Here is a 16,811-nt window from a genome sequence, read left to right on the forward strand (position 1 = left end):
GAGCGGCTGCGCCGCTTGTGGGCCCCTGCTTCGAAGGGCCTATCCCTCGCCCCGGCGTGCGCACTGGAGAGCCCCGTTGCCGAAGTGGGCTGACCGGCTGACGCCGCCTTCCATTCTTACATCAATTCCTCCCGCAGCTTCTCCAAGGCTCTCCGCTCCAGGCGGGACACCTGGACCTGAGACACCCCCAGGACCCGGGCGGTATTCATCTGGGTCATGCCCCGGAAGTAGCGCAGGAGGAGGACCTGCTGTTCCCGCTCGGGCAGGCGGGCCATAGCGGCGCGGAGGGTGAGGCGTTCCACCGTGCTGTCCTCCTCATTCCCGGTGGTGAGCATTCCCTCCAGGGTGAGGCCGTCGGCACCTGTCTCCGCCTGGAGGGAGACCACCGGGTCGATGGCGGTCTCGGCGGCGGCGATATCCTCCGGGGACAGGCCGGTGTCCTCCGCCAGCTCGGAGAGGGTCGGGTCCCGGCCCAGCTCCGCCCCCAGCCGCGCCCGGGCCGCCCGGATGCTGGCGCCCCGCTCCTTCAGCCCCCGGCTCACCTTCACCGGCCCGTCGTCCCGAAGGAAGCGGCGGATCTCCCCGGCGATTTTGGGGACGGCGTAGGTGGAGAACTGGGTCCCGAAGGAGCGGTCGAAGCCCTGCACCGCCTTGAGGAAGCCCAGACAGCCCAGCTGATACAGGTCGTCGGGCTCCACACCCCGGCCATAGTACCGGCGCACCACGCTCCAAATCAGGCCGTTGTTCTCCAGCAGCACCTGTTCACAGGCGGCGGAATCCCCCTCCCGGGCGGCCTGGAGCAGGTCGGGGCCGGACAGCGGGGCGCTCACCGGCCGGCCCGGCGGGCGATTTTCCGCACCATGGTGACGGTGGTGCCCTTGCCGGGGGAGGAGCGGACCTTCAGAGAGTCGGTGAAGCTCTCCATAATGGTGAAGCCCATGCCGGAGCGCTCCTCACTGCCGGTGGTAAAGAGGGGGGTCCGGGCCTGGTCCACGTCGGCGATGCCAACCCCCCAGTCCTTGACGATGATCTCCAGGGCGTGGTCCTCCCGGATGCGCAGCTTGAGGACGATCTTCCCCAGCACATCGGGGTAGGCGTGGACGATGGCGTTGGTCACCGCCTCACTGACGGCGGTCTTAATGTCATTGACCTCCTCCAGGGTTGGGTCCAGCTGGGCGGCGAAGCAGGCCGCGGCGGTGCGGGCGAAGCCCTCGTTGGCGGAGCGGCTGGGGAACTCCAGCGTCACTTGGTTCTCGATTTTCATATGTATGTTCCTCCTTCATTTGCCTCCCCCAGACGGGGGAGGAGGGCAGAGCCCTCCCTACTCAAAGCGGATGATCCGCTCCAGCCCCGCCGCCCGGAACACCTTGCCCGCCTGGGCCGGCGTGGACACAACCCGCATAGCTCCCCGGACCTGGGTCATCCGCCGGTGGGCCCGGAGGAGGACGGCGATCCCCGAGCTGTCGGTAAAGGTCAGCCCGCTCAAATCCAGGGTCAGCTCCCGGGGCTGGGCCTGGTCAATGCGCTGGTCCAGCTCATTCATCACCGCCCTGGCCCCGTGGTGGTCCAGCTCCCCGGACACCAGCGCCGTCAGACAGCGGTTATCTTCTCTACAGGTCACCGGCATGGGACCCGCTCCCTTCCTTGGACGCCAGCGGCATCCATTATTTTCCAGACCATTATAGGACAAGCCCTCTGTCGCCTTTTGCCGCTTTTGGTCCCCAACGAAAGAGATTTACAAATTTCTCCTTTGGCGTATAATAGAGAGGAAAAGTCCCATTGAATCGGTCTCTATCGCCCCAATGGAACAGACCTTGACAGACAGGAGGGAGCCTATGTCCCGTGAGATCCGCCTCACCGAGGGGCCCATTCTGCCGCTGCTGGTGCGGCTGGCCCTGCCTCTGCTCTTCGCCAATGTACTCCAACAGCTGTACAACATCATCAACTCCCTGGTGGTGGCCAGGTACCTGGGGGAACATACCTTTGCCGCTCTGGGGGTTGCGGAGAGCGTGATGAACCTGTATATCTACGTCATCACCGGGGCCTGCATGGGGGCCAGCGTCCTCATTGCCCGCTTTTTCGGCGAAGGGGACCTGTCCAAGCTGCGCCAGCAGCTCTATGTGTCCGCCGTGCTCATGGGGGGCGTGACCCTGGCCGCCATGGTGCTGGGCCAGCTGTTCCTGCCTCAGCTGCTGGCGGTCATTCAGACCCCGGCGGAGCTGATGGGGGACGCCGCCCTGTACCTGCGGGTCATTTTAGGGGGGATGGTGTTTACTTTCACCTACAACTACCTGGCCTCCACTCTGCGGGCGGTGGGGGACACCCAGGCGGCGCTGTACTTCCTCCTTCTCTCCCTGGGCTACAACCTGGCCGCCGCCTGGCTGCTGGTGGCGGTGCTGGAGCTGGGTATCCTGGGCGCCGCCCTGGCCACCGCCTCCGCCCAGCTGCTGTCCTCCGGGCTGTGCTTCCTCTATATCCGGAAAAAGCGGCCCTTCCTCAGCGTGGGCCGGGGGGATATGCGCATGGACCGGCGTCTGCTCCGCCTCACCGGCAGCTTTGCCGCGGTGGCCGCCCTCCAGCAGTCCAGCCTCTACCTGGGCAAGCTGATGATCCAGAGCGCCGTAAACGGCATCAGCCTCACCGGCAGCGCCCCCATCTCCGCCTTCGCCGCCGCCAACCGGGTTGAGAATTTCACCCAGGCCTTCGGCGTCACCGGCAGCGAGACCATCGCCATTTTTGCCGCCCAGAACCAGGGGGCGGGCCAGGACCGCCGCGCCCTCCGGGGGTTTGCGCTGGGGGCGGCTCTCACCGTGGGGATTGGGATATTCTTCACGGCGGGGATGGGGATTTTCTCCCGCCAGATCGCCGGCGTCTTTCTGGAGGAGGGGGAGGGGGCGGCTCTGTGCGCCTCCTACCTGCGGCTGTTCAGCTGCTTCTTCCTGCTGTCCTACTTCGGGAACTCCTTTGCCGGCTGGTTCCGGGGCTCCGGGCGGATGAATATCACCTTCTGGGGCACCTCCATCCAGATTGCCATCCGGGTTGCGGGCACCTATCTGCTGGTGGACGCCATGGGTCTGAACAGCGTGGCCCTGTCCACCGGACTGGGCTGGGCGGTGCTCATTGTGTTCCAGGTCCTGGTGTTTTTGCTGGAGCGGAGGGGAATTTGGCCCAAGGAGCAGGCGATTTAACGGAACCCCAGTGGGGCGGACCGGGGCGGAAATTGGAAATTTTCGGAGTTCACAAAGGGGTGCGGGAAAATTCTTCTAATTTCGGAGATTTTTTTTGAAATTTGGTTGGTTTTTCTTCGAAACTGTGATATGATGGGCGGCATAATTCGAAAATCGGATTTATCATGAGAGGATGTGCCCTGATTGGACGATTTTTCCTTCTCCGTGTTTCCCAACGAGAACTTCCTTGACCTGCGGCTCTACCAGTACGGCTGGGAGCAGTGCGCCCCCCTCCATGGCTTTGGCCCCTATGTGCGCAACCACTATCTGTTTCACTATGTCATCTCGGGCCAGGGGACCCTGGACTCCACCAACGGGGACGGGATATCCCACCGCCACAGCCTGCGGGAGGGACAGGGCTTTCTCATCTGCCCCGACCAGGTGAACACCTACTGCGCCAGCAAAAGCGACCCCTGGAAGTATGTGTGGCTGGAGTTTGACGGCCTGCGGGTCAAGGAGTATCTGGACCGGGCGGGCCTGGACCTGTCTCAGCCCATCTACCGCCCCCAGAGCCCGGCCCAGGGACAGGCGGTGCGGGATACCATGCTCTACATCGCCAACAGCGACCAGGCCTCGCCCCTCCACCTCATTGGGCACCTGTGCCTCTTCCTGGACGGGCTGATGCAGTCCTCCTCAACCCGGCGGGAGCTGCGGGGCGGCCAGCTGCGGGACTTCTACATCCAGGAGGCCGTCACCTATATGGAGCACAACTACCCCTGGGAGATCACCGTGGAGGATCTGGCCGACGTGTGTAAGCTGAACCGCAGCTATTTCAGCAAGATCTTCAAGGAGAACATGGGCTGTCCCCCTCAGGAGTTCCTTATCCGCCTGCGGCTGTCCAAGGCGGCCGACCTGATGAAGGGGACCAGCCACTCCATCGGGGATATCTCCCAGATGTGCGGCTACCCCAACCAGCTCCACTTCTCCCGGGCCTTCAAAAAGCGCTACGGCGTCTCCCCCAGGGAGTGGCGCACCCAAAATCAGTCCCAAATCAAAAGGTGACCGGTCCTCCGGTCACCTCTTTTTCATGTATGGCAGGGGCGCTTCTGGGGGAGCGCCTCTGTAACGGGTCAAATTGCCCTGCAATACAGCTGCATGGACTGGTAGTCCCCATGGAACAGGGGCAGGGGATAGCCCGCCTCCATCAGAGCGGAGCCAGGGAAGGTGTCCCCACCGTTGATCTGATAGGTAAGGCCGGGGTCCAGCCCCTTCAGCTTCAGAGTCTGGAAGGAGGGGGCGGCGTGGAGGGCGGTGGTCACCAGGGAGACCAGGGCCTCCCGCCGGTCGGGGGACACCTGCTCCCAGGCGGTGTAGGGGCCGTTCTGGAAGGGGTCGGTCAGGCGGTAGTAGTCCCCCCGCTGGATCAGGTCATAGTGCTCCTTAAAGAAGGCGGTCTGAGCCCGGATGACCTCCTTCTCCTCCGGCGTGGTTTTGCCGGGGTCCATCTCATAGCCGAAGGTGCCCGCCATAGCCGCTACCCCCCGGGTCTGGATGGAGGTGCAGCGCCCGTTGGCCTCGTTGGGGACGGCGGAGACGTGGGCCCCCATGGAGGAGACGGGGTAGCAGAAGGAGGTGCCGTACTGGATGCGCAGCCGGTCGATGGCGTCGGTGTTGTCGCTGCACCAGATCTGGGGGGTGTAGTAGAGCATCCCGGCGTCAAACCGGCCCCCGCCCCCGGCGCAGCCCTCAATCAGGATGTGGGGGAAGTCCCGGCGCAGCTGGTCCAGCATCTCATACACCCCCAGGACGTACCGGTGGTACACCTCCCCCTGGCGCTCCGGGGGCAGGGCGGCGGACCAGACATTGGACAGGCTCCGGTTCATGTCCCATTTGACGTAGCTCACGTCGGCGCTGGACAGGACGGACTTGATCTGCCCGTAGATGTGGCGGCGGACCTCCTCCCGGGAGAAGTCCAGTACCAGCTGGCTGCGCCCCCGCACCGGAGGGCGGCCGGGGATGTGGAAGGCCCAGTCGGAGTGCTCCCGGTAGAGGGCGCTGTCCTCGTTGACCATCTCGGGCTCGATCCAGATGCCGAAGGACATACCCAGCTCCTGGATTTTGGGGACCAGGGCCTCCAGCCCGCCGGGCAGCTTGCCGGTGTTCACATACCAGTCGCCCAGCCCGCCGCAGTCGTTATCCCGCTTGCCGAACCAGCCGTCGTCCATCACCAGCAGCTCAACCCCCAGGGGGGCGGCGGCTTTGGCGAAGTCCACCAGCTTGCCAGCGTCGAAGTCGAAATAGGTGGCCTCCCAGTTGTTGATGAGCACCGGGCGGCGCCGGCCCTCCAGGGGGTCCTGGATCAGGTGGGCCCGGATGGCCCGATGGAACTGGCGGCTCATCTCTCCCAGCCCCCGGGGGGAGCAGACCAGGGCGGCCTCGGGGGCGGTAAAGGCTTGGCCGGGGGCCAGGGTCCAACAGAAGTGCCAGGGATTGACGCCCATGACCAGGCGGGTGCTGTCGTACTGGCTCACCTCCGCCAGGGCCTGGAAGGAGCCGCTGTAGAGGAGGGATGCCCCGTAGCACAGGCCGTGGTCCTCATCGGCGCTGCGGCCGCAGAGGATGACGAAGGGATTGTGCTGGTGGCTGGAGGTGCCCCGGGTGCTGCCAACCCCCTGGACCCCGGGGCGCAGAGGGGCCCGGTGGGGGGCCCGCTCCATCAGGTGGCAGCCGTCGAAGGTGACCAGGTCCAGGTCCGCGCCCGGGAAGTCCAGACACAGGGAGGCGCACTGGCACAGGCGGACCGGCTCGGTCCCCCGGTTGATGACCCGCGCCGCCCGGGTTATCAGGTCGTACTCCTCAAACACCCCATAGTACAGCTCCACCTCCACCTGGGCGGCGGCGTCCTCCAGCCGGATCACCAGGGTCTGGGCGTCCTCTCCGGTCCCCCGGAAGGCGGGCAGCCCCTCCAGAGCGTACTTGCCCCGGCGCACCTCACAGCCGGTGAAGCGCAGGTCGGCGGAGCGGCTCCCGCTGGGCAGCTCCAGCTCAATGGAGGGCAGGCGGTAGTCCCCCACGCCGCAGGTGGAGTATTCCTGGGGGATGGTGTTCAGGGAGTAGGTCCGGTCCTCTCCCGCCTCGTCTGGGTTGGGGGCGCAGGCCCGGTCGGCGTAGCGGACCAGGTAGGACAGGTCGCAGCCGTCCACCCGGGGTCCGTAGTAGGTGTGGGTCAGGACCCGGTATTGGTCCGCCTTCATCTGATAGGTGGTGTTTTTGGTGTGGAGGGTTAAAATGTTGTTTTCCTTGTCAAGCACGATCATTAGGGATACCCCCTGAATTAAAGATTTCTCGGGCTGATTGTACGGGTTTTTTCCCGGGGAAGCAAGGGAAATTTTTCAAAATGTTCCACAAAATAGCCCTGCGCCTCCAAACGAAAATTGTGATAGGGGAACAGCCCCGGCAGTTTCAAGTGCCAGGGCTGTTCACATAGAGAGAAGAGAAAAGGATGGGAATCACTTTCCTCCGGTGGAGGCGATGCCCTCGATGAACTGACGCTGGAAGATCAGGTACAGGATCACCATGGGCAGCATGGCCAGCAGGGAACCGGCCATCAGTACCGGGAAGTTGGTGGAGAACTGGCCCCGAAGGGTTGCCAGACCGGAGGACAAAGTCATCATGTTCAGGTCAGAGTTGACCACCAGCGGCCACATCAGGTCGCTGTAGGCGAAGACGGCGGTGAAGATGGTCAGGGCGGCCACGGAGGTCCCCGTCAGGGGGAACATCACCTTATAGAAGGTCTGCCACTGGTTGCAGCCGTCCAGATAGGCGGCCTCGCCAATCTCCTTGGGGATGCCCATGTAGGTCTGCCGCAGGAAGAACACGCCGAAGGCGCTGACAATGCCGGGGAAGACCAGGGCAAAGATGGAGTTGGCCATTCCCATTTTCGCCACCATCTGGTACTGGGGGATGATGAAGATCTGGGAGGGCAGGGACATCTGCACCAGCACAATGCCGAAGAGCAGCTTCTTGCCCCGGAACTCCAGCATAGCGAAGGCGTAGCCCGCCATGGAACTGAAGGCCACGGCGCACAGGACCCGGAAGAAGATCATCAAAGCGGTATTGATGTACAGCTTGATAAAGGGCAGGCTGGTAACGGCGTCACGGAAGTTCTCCCACCGGAAGGCGCTGGGGAAGATCACCACAGGGTCCACTGCGTTGCTCTCGGCCACGGTCTTGAAGCTGGTGAGGATCATCCAGAGAAAGGGGAAGATCATAATGAGGGCGGCCAGAATCAGCACCACATAGGTGAGGATGGTCATCCGCTTCTGGGAGGCTTCCAACGAACTGTTTTTCATCAAAAATTCCTCCTTATACGTCGTAGTTGACCCACTTCTTCTGGCCGTAGAACTGGATCACAGTCACCAGGCCGATGAGCAGGACGGTCCAAATCACAATGGCGGAGCCGTATCCCCGCTCGCCCGCCACGAAGGAGGAGCGGTAGAACAGGTACATCAGGCTCTGCACGCTGGTGACGGCGGGGTTGGTGTCCTCCACCATCATGTAAATCAGGTCGTAGACCTTGACGGCGGACATCAGGCGCATGATCATCACCACGAACAGGGTTGGGGAGACCATGGGCAGAGTGATGGTGAAGAACTGCTTCACCTTGCCCGCGCCGTCGATGCTGTTGGCCTCGTACAGGGTCTTGGGGATGTTCTGGAGGCCGGCCAGCAGCAGCACGGCGTCATAGCCGATGTTGCTCCAGATGGCCACGATGGAGCAGGAGATCATAACGAACTTGGGGTCGGTGATCCAGCCGATTTGGGTCCCAAAGATCTGGTTCAGGATACCGTACTCCCCGTTGAAGATGAAGCGCCACACCATAGTCACGGCGGCGGGGGCGCACACCAGGGGCAGGAAGAAGATGGTGCGGAAGCCCCCCTTGAACTTGATCTTGGCGTTGAGGAGCATGGCCACCAGCAGGGACAGGAACAGTCCCACAGGGACGGTGAGGATACAAAACAGGATGGTGTTCCAGGTGGCCTTCCAAAACTCGGCGTTCTGGAACATACGGGTAAAGTTGGCCAGGCCCACAAACTGGTAGTGGCCGAAGCCCAGGTGCTCACAGAAGGCGGTGTAGATGGTCTGAACAAAGGGCCACAGGTTCAGCACCACCAGGCCGATGATCGTGGGGCCCACCATGATCCAGCCCCAGGTTTCTTCCCGCCGGGCGGCGGGGGACAGCTTGTTGTTCACAAATATACCTCCTCTCTCGGTCAGTCGGTCACGTACTGGTCCGCAATGCTCTGCATCACGGTCAGCTGGGTGTCGATATCCGCGCCGTTGTAGACCTTGACCATCTCGTCGGCCACATTGGACTTCCACTTGCGGCGGCTGGCGTTGTTGATGTACTGCACACAGGTGTCGAACTGGTCGTAGCAGACCTGGGTGTCGATCAGGTAGTCGAACTTGGCGAACTCGGTGGTCCAGGAGTCCTCCAGACCCAGGTAGGCGGGGATGGCCGCGCCGGACTCGCCCTGGATGCGCTGGCCCTCCTCGCTGCCGAAGAAGCGCAGCACATCCTTGACGATCTCCAGGTTCTTGCCTGCGGCGGCGGTGGAGTAGCACAGACCGTTGGAGATGGTGCCGGTCCCGTCGCCGGAGGCGGGATTGGGGCACTTGGGCAGGGGGGCGATATCCCACTTGCCCACCATGTCGGGGTAGTTCTTCAGCTCGGACAGCAGGTTCCAGGAGCCCTCGTAGAACATGGAGCCCATGTTGGAGAAGAAGGCGGTGCCGGGGGTCGTCTCAGCGAAGAAGGTCTGATCGGGGCACCACTCGTTCTTCTGAATGTTCACATAGAACTTGATGGCGTCGGCAGTGGCAGGCTGGGTGTAGCCGGCATGGATGTTGGTCTCCGGGTCCAGGATGTAGCCGCCGTTCTGGTAGACAAAGTTCCAGTAACCCAGCTGCTCGTCGTTGTAGGCCATATAGCCGTACTTGCCGGTGGCGTCGTAGATCTTCTGGGAGGCGTCCATCATGTCGTCCCAGGTCCAGTTCTCGTCGGGGTAGGCGACCCCGGCGGCGTCGAACATCTCCCGGTTGTAGACCAGGACCACATTGTCCCTGTCCTTGGGGACGCCGTACATCCGGTCGTCAGAGCCGCTGGCGTTGCCGATGGAGATATCGGAATAGTGGTCAGTCCAGAAATTGGAGTCCTCGCTGGCATAGAGGTCGGTGAGGTCGGCCAGAATGCCGAAGTCAGCGTAGTACAGGATCTGATCGGTGTGCATCCAGAAGATGTCCGGCATGGTGTTGCTCTCGCCGGCGGCCTCCAGCTTGGTCCAGTACTCGCCCCAGCTGGTCACCTGGACCTCAATTTCCACATCGGGGTGCAGCGCGGTGTAGGCGTTGCAGATGGCCTGCATACCGTCCCGCTGGGCCACGTCCCAGATCTGGAAGGTGAGGTGGGTCTTGCCGTCCGACGTGCCGCAGCCGGACAGGGAAAGGACCAGCGCTGCGGCCAGGACCGCAGCAATGATACGGGGTATTTTCTTCATAACTCCACTCCTCTGCTGTGATTTTTTGCCTGCAAGCTGCTCATGGCACGGGCCATGGGTCAAGAAAAATATAATACTTTTTCCGTCCCTGTGTAAATGGACGGGAATCAATAAAATATACCCGGATGTTGTATTGAGACGCTATATGTGAGGTCGCGCAACATCTGGGTATATTTTCTAGAAAATCGTGAATACTGTACAGAATTACAAGTTATCTTTTGTACAAAAGGGAGAATGTTCTCAAATTGCCTCCGGGCGGAGGCATGGGAAATATCCTGAATATATCTAAATGCTGAATTGAACCGGGACCCAAGCCGGCCCGCCCGGAAAAAGGGCGGGGGATATGGCCATATTGCGGAAGCCTATAGCCGCGGCAGGAAAAAGAATAGCGGAAAAGTCCCAATTAAAAAACAATAAAAAATCTCCCCTTTTGGTGTAAAAATCATGTTAAGAAGCGACAACTTTCATTCAGAGGTGTTGAAAACAGGGACTTTTTCTCTGGCCGCCTCTTGACAATGGTAGTATAATTATGGCAGTAACGCCCGCCCTGCGGGGTTGCGGAATCAAGCGAGAGAAGGCGTATGGAATGAGACAACACAAAAAGGCTTTGGCGCTGTGGCTGACGGCCATTCTGCTGCTGCTGGCCGGCGCCCTGCTCACCGGCTCCCCCGGGAGATCGGAGAGCGTGCAGGAGGCGATGCGGGACGCGGTGCTCCACGACGTGAACCAGGTGGGGCTGCTGGGGATCAAGGCGGTGAGTCCAGGGATGATCTCCGCCTTTACAGTGACGGCGTTCCTGCTGCTTTTGGCCGCCTGCATGAGGATTTTCGTCATCCCCCGGTTTCAGTATGTCCCCGGCCGGCTCCAGCAGCTGCTGGAGGAGTGGGTGGGCCTGTTTGACGGCATGGCCAAAAGCAACAGCCCCCACCGAAACGGCTTTCTGGGGCTGTATCTGTTTACCGCCGGCAGCTACATCTTTGTGGGGACCCTCTTCGAGCTGCTGGGGATCCAGGCGGTCACGACCCACGGCGCCCCCATAACCCTGCCCGCCCCTCTGTCCGACGTAAACGCCGCCATTGCCATGGGGACCCTGTCCTATCTGGTGATCCTCTCCGGCGGCATCGCGGGCAACGGGGTCAAGGGGGTGGGCAAGACGCTGAAGGAGTTCTCCCTGCCCATCTCCATGAGCTTCCGACTCTTCGGCGCGCTGCTCAGCGGCTTGCTGGTCACCGAGCTGGTGTACTACTTTGTCAGTCTGAGCTTTATCCTGCCGGTGGTGGTGGGGGTGCTGTTTACCCTGCTCCACGCCCTGATCCAGAGCTACGTGCTCACCATGCTTACCGCGCTGTACTACGGCGAGGTGTCCGAGGTGGCCCACTCCCCCAAGCGAGAGAAAAAGACCGGGAAGGCCGCCGCCCCATCGGTATAAAAAACTACAGTATAAATAAGTGGAGGTTTTTACCATGAGCAAGCTGTTGAAGAAGATTCTGGTTTTGGGCGGAGTGCTGGCCCTGGCCCTGGCGCTGGCCCTGCCCGCCCTGGCCGACTCCCCCGCCGCCCCCCAGTCCGACGAGACAGAGGCGGTGGTCCAGGCGGACAACACCATCGGCCTGAAAGCGGTGGCCGCCGGCATCGCCGTGGGCATTGCCGCTGCCGGCGGCGGGATCGGCATGGGTCTGGCCACCGCCCACGCGGCGGAGAGCATCTCCCGCCAGCCCGCGGCGGAGAGCAAGATCCGCACCACCATGATGCTGGGTCTGGTCTTTATTGAAACGGCCATTATTTACGCGCTGCTGGTGGTCATTCTCATTATCTTTGTACTCTAAGGCAGGTGAACGATTGTGCCGCTGAATATTGATTGGCAGCAGATCCTGCTGCATTGGATGAACCTGGTCATTTTGACCGGGGGGCTGTACATTCTGCTGTACAAGCCTGTGAAGCAGTTTATGGCCAAGCGGGAGGCCCACTATCAGGAGCTGGACCGTCAGGCCCAGGACAAGCTGGCCCAGGCCGAGGCGCTGAAGGGCCAGTACCAGGCCAAGCTGGACGAGGCGGCGGAGGAGATCCGCCAGACCCGCACCAAGGCCCAGCAGGACCTTCAGAAGTCGGTCCAGGACCAGCTGGACCAGGCCCAGGCGGAGGCGAAGAGCATTGTCGCCAAGGCCCGAGAGGAGGCAGAGGCCAGCCGGGAGCGGATTTACAAGGAGTCCCAGCGGGAGCTGAGAGAGATGGCGGCGAAGGCGGCAAAGAAGCTGGCGTTCCGCCGGGGCGCGGACCCCTTCGACCAGTTCCTGGATCTGGCGGAGGGAGGCGGCGCGGATGAGAGACGCTAGAGGTACCCTGACCGCGACCCTGCGCAGCGCCCAAAAGCCCACGCCCCAGCAGCTGGAGCGGTTCTCCGCCTTCCTGGAGCGCACCTATCAGCGCCAGGTCCCCCTTGTCTGGGAGAAGGACGATGCCCTGCGGGTTGGCTTCCGCCTCCAGGCGGGGTCGGATGTGTACGACTGGAGCATGAACGGGCGCATCCGTCAGTTCCAGGACTGCCTGCGCCAGATCCCTCCGGGACAGGATGACATCCTGCCCCTGATGCAGCAGGCCATTGAGCATTGGCAGCCTACCATTGTGCCCGAGGAGATTGGTTATGTGCTCGCCGTGGATAGTGAGATTGCCACCGTCAGCGGCCTGGACCACGCCCAGTACGGGGAGATCCTCATGTTCTCCTCCGGCATCAAGGGGATGGTTCAGGACCTGCGTCAGGGGGAGCTGAGCTGTATCCTCTTCGGCGACAGCGAGGAGATTGCCGCCGGGAGCATGGTCCGACGCACCCTGCGCACCGCCGCCATGCCGGTGGGCGACGGCTTTTTGGGCCGTGTGGTGGACGCCACCGGCCTCCCCGTGGACGGCAAGGGCCGCATCCAGGCGGAGTCCTGCCGCCCCATTGAGAATCCGGCCCCCGGCATTCTGGACCGCCAGCCGGTGAACCGGCCCATGGAGACCGGCCTGCTGGCCATCGACGCCATGTTCCCCATTGGCCGGGGCCAGCGGGAGCTGATTATCGGCGACCGCCAGACCGGCAAAACCGCCATCGCTCTGGACACCATTCTGAACCAGAAGGGGAAGAATGTGGTGTGCATCTATGTGGCCATCGGACAGAAGACCAGCTCCATCGCCCAGATGGTGGAGAACCTCTCCCGCCGGGGGGCCATGGACTACACCGTTGTGGTCACCGCCCCCGCCGGAGCCTCGGCGACCCTGCAATATATCGCCCCCTACGCCGGCTGCGCCCTGGGGGAGTACTTCATGTACAAGGGACGGGACGTGCTCATTGTCTACGACGACTTGTCCAAGCACGCCATTGCCTACCGCACCCTCAGCCTGCTGCTGGAGCGGTCCCCGGGGCGGGAGGCCTTCCCCGGCGACGTGTTCTACCTCCACTCCCGCCTGCTGGAGCGGTCCGCTCACCTGAGCGACCAGCTGGGAGGGGGCAGCATGACCGCCCTGCCCATTGTGGAGACCCAGGCGGGGGACGTGTCCGCCTATATCCCCACCAACATTATCTCCATCACCGACGGCCAGATCTTCCTGGAGAGCGACCTGTTCTTCTCCGGCCAGCGGCCCGCCGTCAACGTGGGCCTGTCTGTCTCCCGTGTGGGGGGCGACGCCCAGACCAAGGCCATGAAGTCCGCCGCCGGAGCCATCCGCCTGGATTTGGCCCAGTACCGGGAGATGGCGGTGTTTACCCAGTTCTCCAGCGACCTGGACGAGGCGACCCGCCGTCAGCTCACCTACGGCCAGGGCCTGATGCACCTGCTGCGCCAGCCCCAGTACGCCCCCCTCTCCCAGCACCAGCAGGTGATCTTGCTGGTCAGTGCCCTGAGCCACGTGATGCAGGATATCCCCCTGGACCAGCTGGACGTGTTCCGGCGGGAGCTGCTGGCCCAGATGGAGGAGGAGGCCCCCGACCTGTGCCAGCGCATTGACCGCACCGGCCAGCTCCCCAAGGAGGACCGGGAGGAGATTGTGGAGCTGGCCCGGAAGTTTTTGAAGAGCTTCCAGGCCGGCGGAAAGCACGGTGGCTGAAATGGCCGGAACGAAGGAGATCAAAAGCCACATTGACAGCGTGCAGGAGACCCGGAAAATCACCAACGCCATGTACCTGATCGCCTCCACCAAGCTGCGCCGGGCCCGGCTGGAGCTGGAGCACACCCGGCCCTACTTCAAGTCCCTGCGCCAGGAGATCAAGCGCATTTTCCGCACGGTGAGCGATGTGGAGAGCCCCTATTTCTACCCCGTGGGGGACGACTCCCCCATGGAGGGGACCTATGGCTGTCTGGTCATTACCGCCGACAAGGGGCTGGCGGGGGCCTATAACCAGAACGCCATCCGGGCGGCCCAAGAGCTGCTGGAGGAGCACCCGGACACTAAGCTCTTTGTGGTGGGGGAGTACGGGCGGCGGTTTTTCGCCTCCCACAACATTCCCATTGAGCAGAGCTTCCTCTATACCGCCCAGAACCCCACCATGGCCCGGGCCCGGGAGATCAGCGGCGTGCTGCTGGACGGCTTTGACCGGGGGGAGCTGAAGGAAATTTATATTGTTTATACCGATATGGCCAAGGCCGCAACCTTTTTGACCCGGACCGCCCGGGTCCTGCCCTTCCACCGGAGCTACTTTCTTACCGCCCCGGGGGAGCTGCCGGTGACCGAGCCCTTTGAGTTTCTGCCTGACGTGCCCACGGTGCTGAACAACATGATCCCCAGCTATGTGTCCGGCTTTATTTACAGCGCCCTGATCGACAGCTTCTGCTGTGAGCAGAACGCCCGCATGATGGCCATGGACAGCGCCAACCAGAACGGGGAGAAGCTGCTGGGGGAGCTGTCCCTGCAATATAACCGGGTCCGGCAGTCGGCAATCACCCAGGAGATCACCGAGGTTTCCGCCGGAGCCAGAGCCCAGCGCCAGAAGCGTGGGAAGGAGAGATGATACCATGGAACGAGGAATTATCACACAGATCTCCGGCCCTGTGGTGGACGTGGAGATTGTAGAGGGCGACCTGCCCAAGCTGAAGGAGGAGCTGCGGGTCGAAAAGGACGGCGCCTACCGGGTCATGGAGGTGGCCCAGCACCTGAGCAGCGAGATGGTGCGGTGCATTATGCTCTCCCCCAGCGAGGGCCTGGCCCGGGGGCTGGCGGTGGATATCCCCGGCCACACCATCCAGGTCCCGGTGGGTGAAAACACCCTGGGCCGTATGTTCAATGTACTGGGCCAGCCCATTGACGGCGGCGGCCCGGTGCCCCCCGACACCCCTGTGCAGAGCATCTACCGCAAGCCCCCCGCCTTTGAGGATCAGAGCCCGGCGGTGGAGATCCTGGAGACGGGCATCAAGGTCATCGACCTGCTGGAGCCCTATCCCAAGGGGGGCAAGATCGGCCTCTTCGGCGGCGCCGGCGTGGGAAAGACGGTGCTCATTCAGGAGCTGATCCACAACGTGGCCACCGAGCACGGCGGCTACTCCATCTTTACCGGCGTGGGCGAGCGCAGCCGGGAGGGCAACGACCTGTGGCGGGAGATGGGGGAGAGCGGCGTGCTCAGCAAGACCGCCCTGGTCTTCGGCCAGATGAACGAGTCCCCCGGCGTGCGTATGCGGGTTGCCCTGTCCGGTCTGACCATAGCGGAGTACTTCCGGGACCGGGCCCACAAGGACGTGCTGCTGTTTATCGACAACATCTTCCGCTTCGTCCAGGCGGGCAGCGAGGTATCGACCCTGCTGGGCCGTATGCCCTCCGCCGTGGGCTACCAGCCTACCCTGGCCAACGAAATGGGCCAGCTTCAGGAGCGGATCACCTCCACTAAGAACGGGTCTGTCACCTCCGTCCAAGCGGTGTACGTCCCCGCCGATGACCTGACCGACCCGGCCACCGCCACCACCTTTACCCATCTGGACGCCACCACCGTCCTCAGCCGGCACATCTCCGAGCAGGGCATCTACCCGGCGGTGGACCCCCTGGCCTCCTCCTCCCGGATTTTGGAGGCGGACATTGTGGGAGAGAAGCACTACCGCATCGCCCGCACTGTTCAGGAGATTTTGCAGAAATACCGGGAGCTTCAGGACATTATCGCCATTTTGGGCATGGATGAGCTCAGCGAGGAGGACCGGAGGACGGTGGCACGGGCCCGCCGGCTCCAGCGCTTCCTGGCCCAGCCCACCCACGTGGCGGAGAAGTTTACCGGTATCCCCGGGGTCTATGTCCCCCTGCGGGAGACGCTGGAGAGCTTCGAGGCCATTATCTCCGGCCAGCTGGATCAGTACCCCGAGGCCGCTTTCTATAATGTGGGCACCTGGCGGGACGTGCCGGTGAAGGCCAAAAAGCTGGAGGCGGGTGAGATCTGATGGACGTGTTTCAGGTACACATCCTGGCGGCCGACCGGTCCTTCTATGAGGGGCCCTGTGTCAGTCTGACCATCTCCACCAGCGACGGGGAGATGGGGATCCTGGCCCACCACAGCAGCACCATTGCCGCCGTCCAGCCGGGCATCCTGCGCTGGCAGCCGCCGGGGGAGGAGGTCCAGGTGGCCGCCGTCTCCCCGGGGATGGTGAAGGTGGAGCACAATGAGGTGCTGGTGCTGGTGGACTCCGCAGAGCGCCCCGAGGAGATCGATGCCGTCCGCGCCCAGCGGGAGGCCGACGAGGCTCAGGAGGCCCTGCTCCAGAAGCGCAGCCGCCAGGAGCACCAGATCGCCCAGGCCACGCTGGCAAGAGCCCTGAACCGCCTGCGGGTGAAGTCCTCCATGCAGGGGCGGTACAACTGAATGAAACCCCACAAGACAGTCGGTTTTCCGGCTGTCTTTTTTGCGCCCCGGCGAAGCGGTGGGGATTGATTTGCAGGCACTGCTTCGACTTGAAATCTGAAATAGAAGCAGCTTTCCTAAGACAATCCCCCGCCCTCGCTTTGCTCAGGGGCCCCCTTTGCCAAAGGGAGCAAGTGGCTTCGCCGCTTGTGTGGCCCTGCTCCGCAGGGCTCATCCCTCGTCCCGCCCGCAGGCGGCCTGGCCCCTTTGAAAAGGGGCTCCGGCGAAGCCGGTGGGGAT

The 16,811-nt window shown here is 62.8% G+C and carries 16 protein-coding genes; 9 read left to right on the top strand and 7 right to left on the bottom strand.

Translation table 11 applies throughout. The features are described from left to right. Positions 1-116 precede the first annotated feature (116 nt). Genes D1646_RS06775 through D1646_RS06785 form a run of 3 tightly spaced genes read right to left on the bottom strand, consistent with a single transcriptional unit; the run spans position 117 to position 1,627 of the window. Positions 117-830, bottom strand: a complete 714-nt coding sequence (locus D1646_RS06775; protein WP_160635742.1) for a sigma-70 family RNA polymerase sigma factor — start codon at positions 828-830, stop codon at positions 117-119. Continuing rightward, on the bottom strand, positions 827-1,264 hold the full coding sequence (gene spoIIAB, locus D1646_RS06780) for an anti-sigma F factor (RefSeq protein ID WP_160635743.1): 438 nt from the start codon (positions 1,262-1,264) through the stop codon (positions 827-829). Before spoIIAB ends, D1646_RS06775 begins: the two co-directional genes overlap by 4 nt. 57 nt (positions 1,265-1,321) lie before the next feature. Next, positions 1,322-1,627 carry an anti-sigma factor antagonist gene (locus D1646_RS06785; RefSeq protein ID WP_160635744.1) on the bottom strand — a complete coding sequence of 102 codons (306 nt, stop codon included), beginning with the start codon at positions 1,625-1,627 and terminating at the stop codon, positions 1,322-1,324. A gap of 208 nt (positions 1,628-1,835) precedes the next feature. Here D1646_RS06785 and D1646_RS06790 point away from each other — a divergent pair, with 208 nt between their 5' ends. Together D1646_RS06790 and D1646_RS06795 are read left to right on the top strand one after the other, a co-directional pair. After that, positions 1,836-3,188, top strand: coding sequence for an MATE family efflux transporter (locus tag D1646_RS06790; RefSeq protein ID WP_160635745.1), 1,353 nt, complete (start codon positions 1,836-1,838; stop codon positions 3,186-3,188). Between the two features lie 183 nt (positions 3,189-3,371). After that, complete coding sequence (locus D1646_RS06795; protein WP_160635746.1) at positions 3,372-4,229, top strand: AraC family transcriptional regulator; 858 nt, start codon at positions 3,372-3,374, stop codon at positions 4,227-4,229. Positions 4,230-4,297: 68 nt separating this feature from the next. On the opposite strand, the gene D1646_RS06800 is transcribed toward D1646_RS06795, so the two are convergent. From D1646_RS06800 to D1646_RS06815, 4 genes are all read right to left on the bottom strand, one after another. After that, on the bottom strand, positions 4,298-6,484 hold the full coding sequence (locus tag D1646_RS06800) for an alpha-galactosidase (protein WP_160635747.1): 2,187 nt from the start codon (positions 6,482-6,484) through the stop codon (positions 4,298-4,300). A 192-nt stretch (positions 6,485-6,676) separates the two neighbouring features. Continuing rightward, positions 6,677-7,519 carry a carbohydrate ABC transporter permease gene (locus D1646_RS06805; RefSeq protein WP_160635748.1) on the bottom strand — a complete coding sequence of 281 codons (843 nt, stop codon included), beginning with the start codon at positions 7,517-7,519 and terminating at the stop codon, positions 6,677-6,679. 13 nt (positions 7,520-7,532) lie between these two features. Then, positions 7,533-8,420 (bottom strand): sugar ABC transporter permease, encoded by an 888-nt coding sequence (locus D1646_RS06810; protein WP_347565144.1) that lies wholly within the window; start codon positions 8,418-8,420, stop codon positions 7,533-7,535. 20 nt (positions 8,421-8,440) lie between these two features. Next, the gene (locus D1646_RS06815; RefSeq protein ID WP_160635749.1) at positions 8,441-9,724 is read right to left on the bottom strand and encodes a sugar ABC transporter substrate-binding protein; all 1,284 of its coding nucleotides are present in this window, start codon (positions 9,722-9,724) and stop codon (positions 8,441-8,443) included. Between the two features lie 586 nt (positions 9,725-10,310). On the opposite strand from D1646_RS06815, the gene D1646_RS06820 reads away from it, so the two are divergent. The 7 genes from D1646_RS06820 (at position 10,311) to atpC (ending at position 16,532) form a co-directional block, all read left to right on the top strand. Beyond that, a complete protein-coding gene (locus tag D1646_RS06820; RefSeq protein ID WP_160635750.1) occupies positions 10,311-11,153 on the top strand; it encodes a F0F1 ATP synthase subunit A in 843 nt (280 codons plus the stop codon). A gap of 175 nt (positions 11,154-11,328) precedes the next feature. Next, the gene (locus tag D1646_RS23895; RefSeq protein ID WP_347565145.1) at positions 11,329-11,550 is read left to right on the top strand and encodes an ATP synthase F0 subunit C; all 222 of its coding nucleotides are present in this window, start codon (positions 11,329-11,331) and stop codon (positions 11,548-11,550) included. Positions 11,551-11,565: 15 nt separating this feature from the next. Next, a complete protein-coding gene (locus D1646_RS06830) occupies positions 11,566-12,057 on the top strand; it encodes an ATP synthase F0 subunit B (RefSeq protein ID WP_160635752.1) in 492 nt (163 codons plus the stop codon). Next, positions 12,044-13,804 carry a F0F1 ATP synthase subunit alpha gene (atpA, locus tag D1646_RS06835; protein WP_160635753.1) on the top strand — a complete coding sequence of 587 codons (1,761 nt, stop codon included), beginning with the start codon at positions 12,044-12,046 and terminating at the stop codon, positions 13,802-13,804. The genes D1646_RS06830 and atpA overlap by 14 nt, the downstream gene beginning before the upstream one ends. 1 nt (position 13,805) lies before the next feature. Next, positions 13,806-14,705, top strand: a complete 900-nt coding sequence (gene atpG, locus D1646_RS06840; RefSeq protein ID WP_160635754.1) for an ATP synthase F1 subunit gamma — start codon at positions 13,806-13,808, stop codon at positions 14,703-14,705. A 4-nt stretch (positions 14,706-14,709) separates the two neighbouring features. Next, positions 14,710-16,113 carry a F0F1 ATP synthase subunit beta gene (gene atpD, locus D1646_RS06845; RefSeq protein WP_160635755.1) on the top strand — a complete coding sequence of 468 codons (1,404 nt, stop codon included), beginning with the start codon at positions 14,710-14,712 and terminating at the stop codon, positions 16,111-16,113. Beyond that, on the top strand, positions 16,113-16,532 hold the full coding sequence (atpC, locus tag D1646_RS06850; protein WP_160635756.1) for an ATP synthase F1 subunit epsilon: 420 nt from the start codon (positions 16,113-16,115) through the stop codon (positions 16,530-16,532). Before atpD ends, atpC begins: the two co-directional genes overlap by 1 nt. Positions 16,533-16,811: the final 279 nt, after the last annotated feature.

Source organism: Pseudoflavonifractor sp. 60, from assembly GCF_009911645.1.
In the GTDB taxonomy this organism is placed as follows: domain Bacteria; phylum Bacillota; class Clostridia; order Oscillospirales; family Oscillospiraceae; genus Lawsonibacter.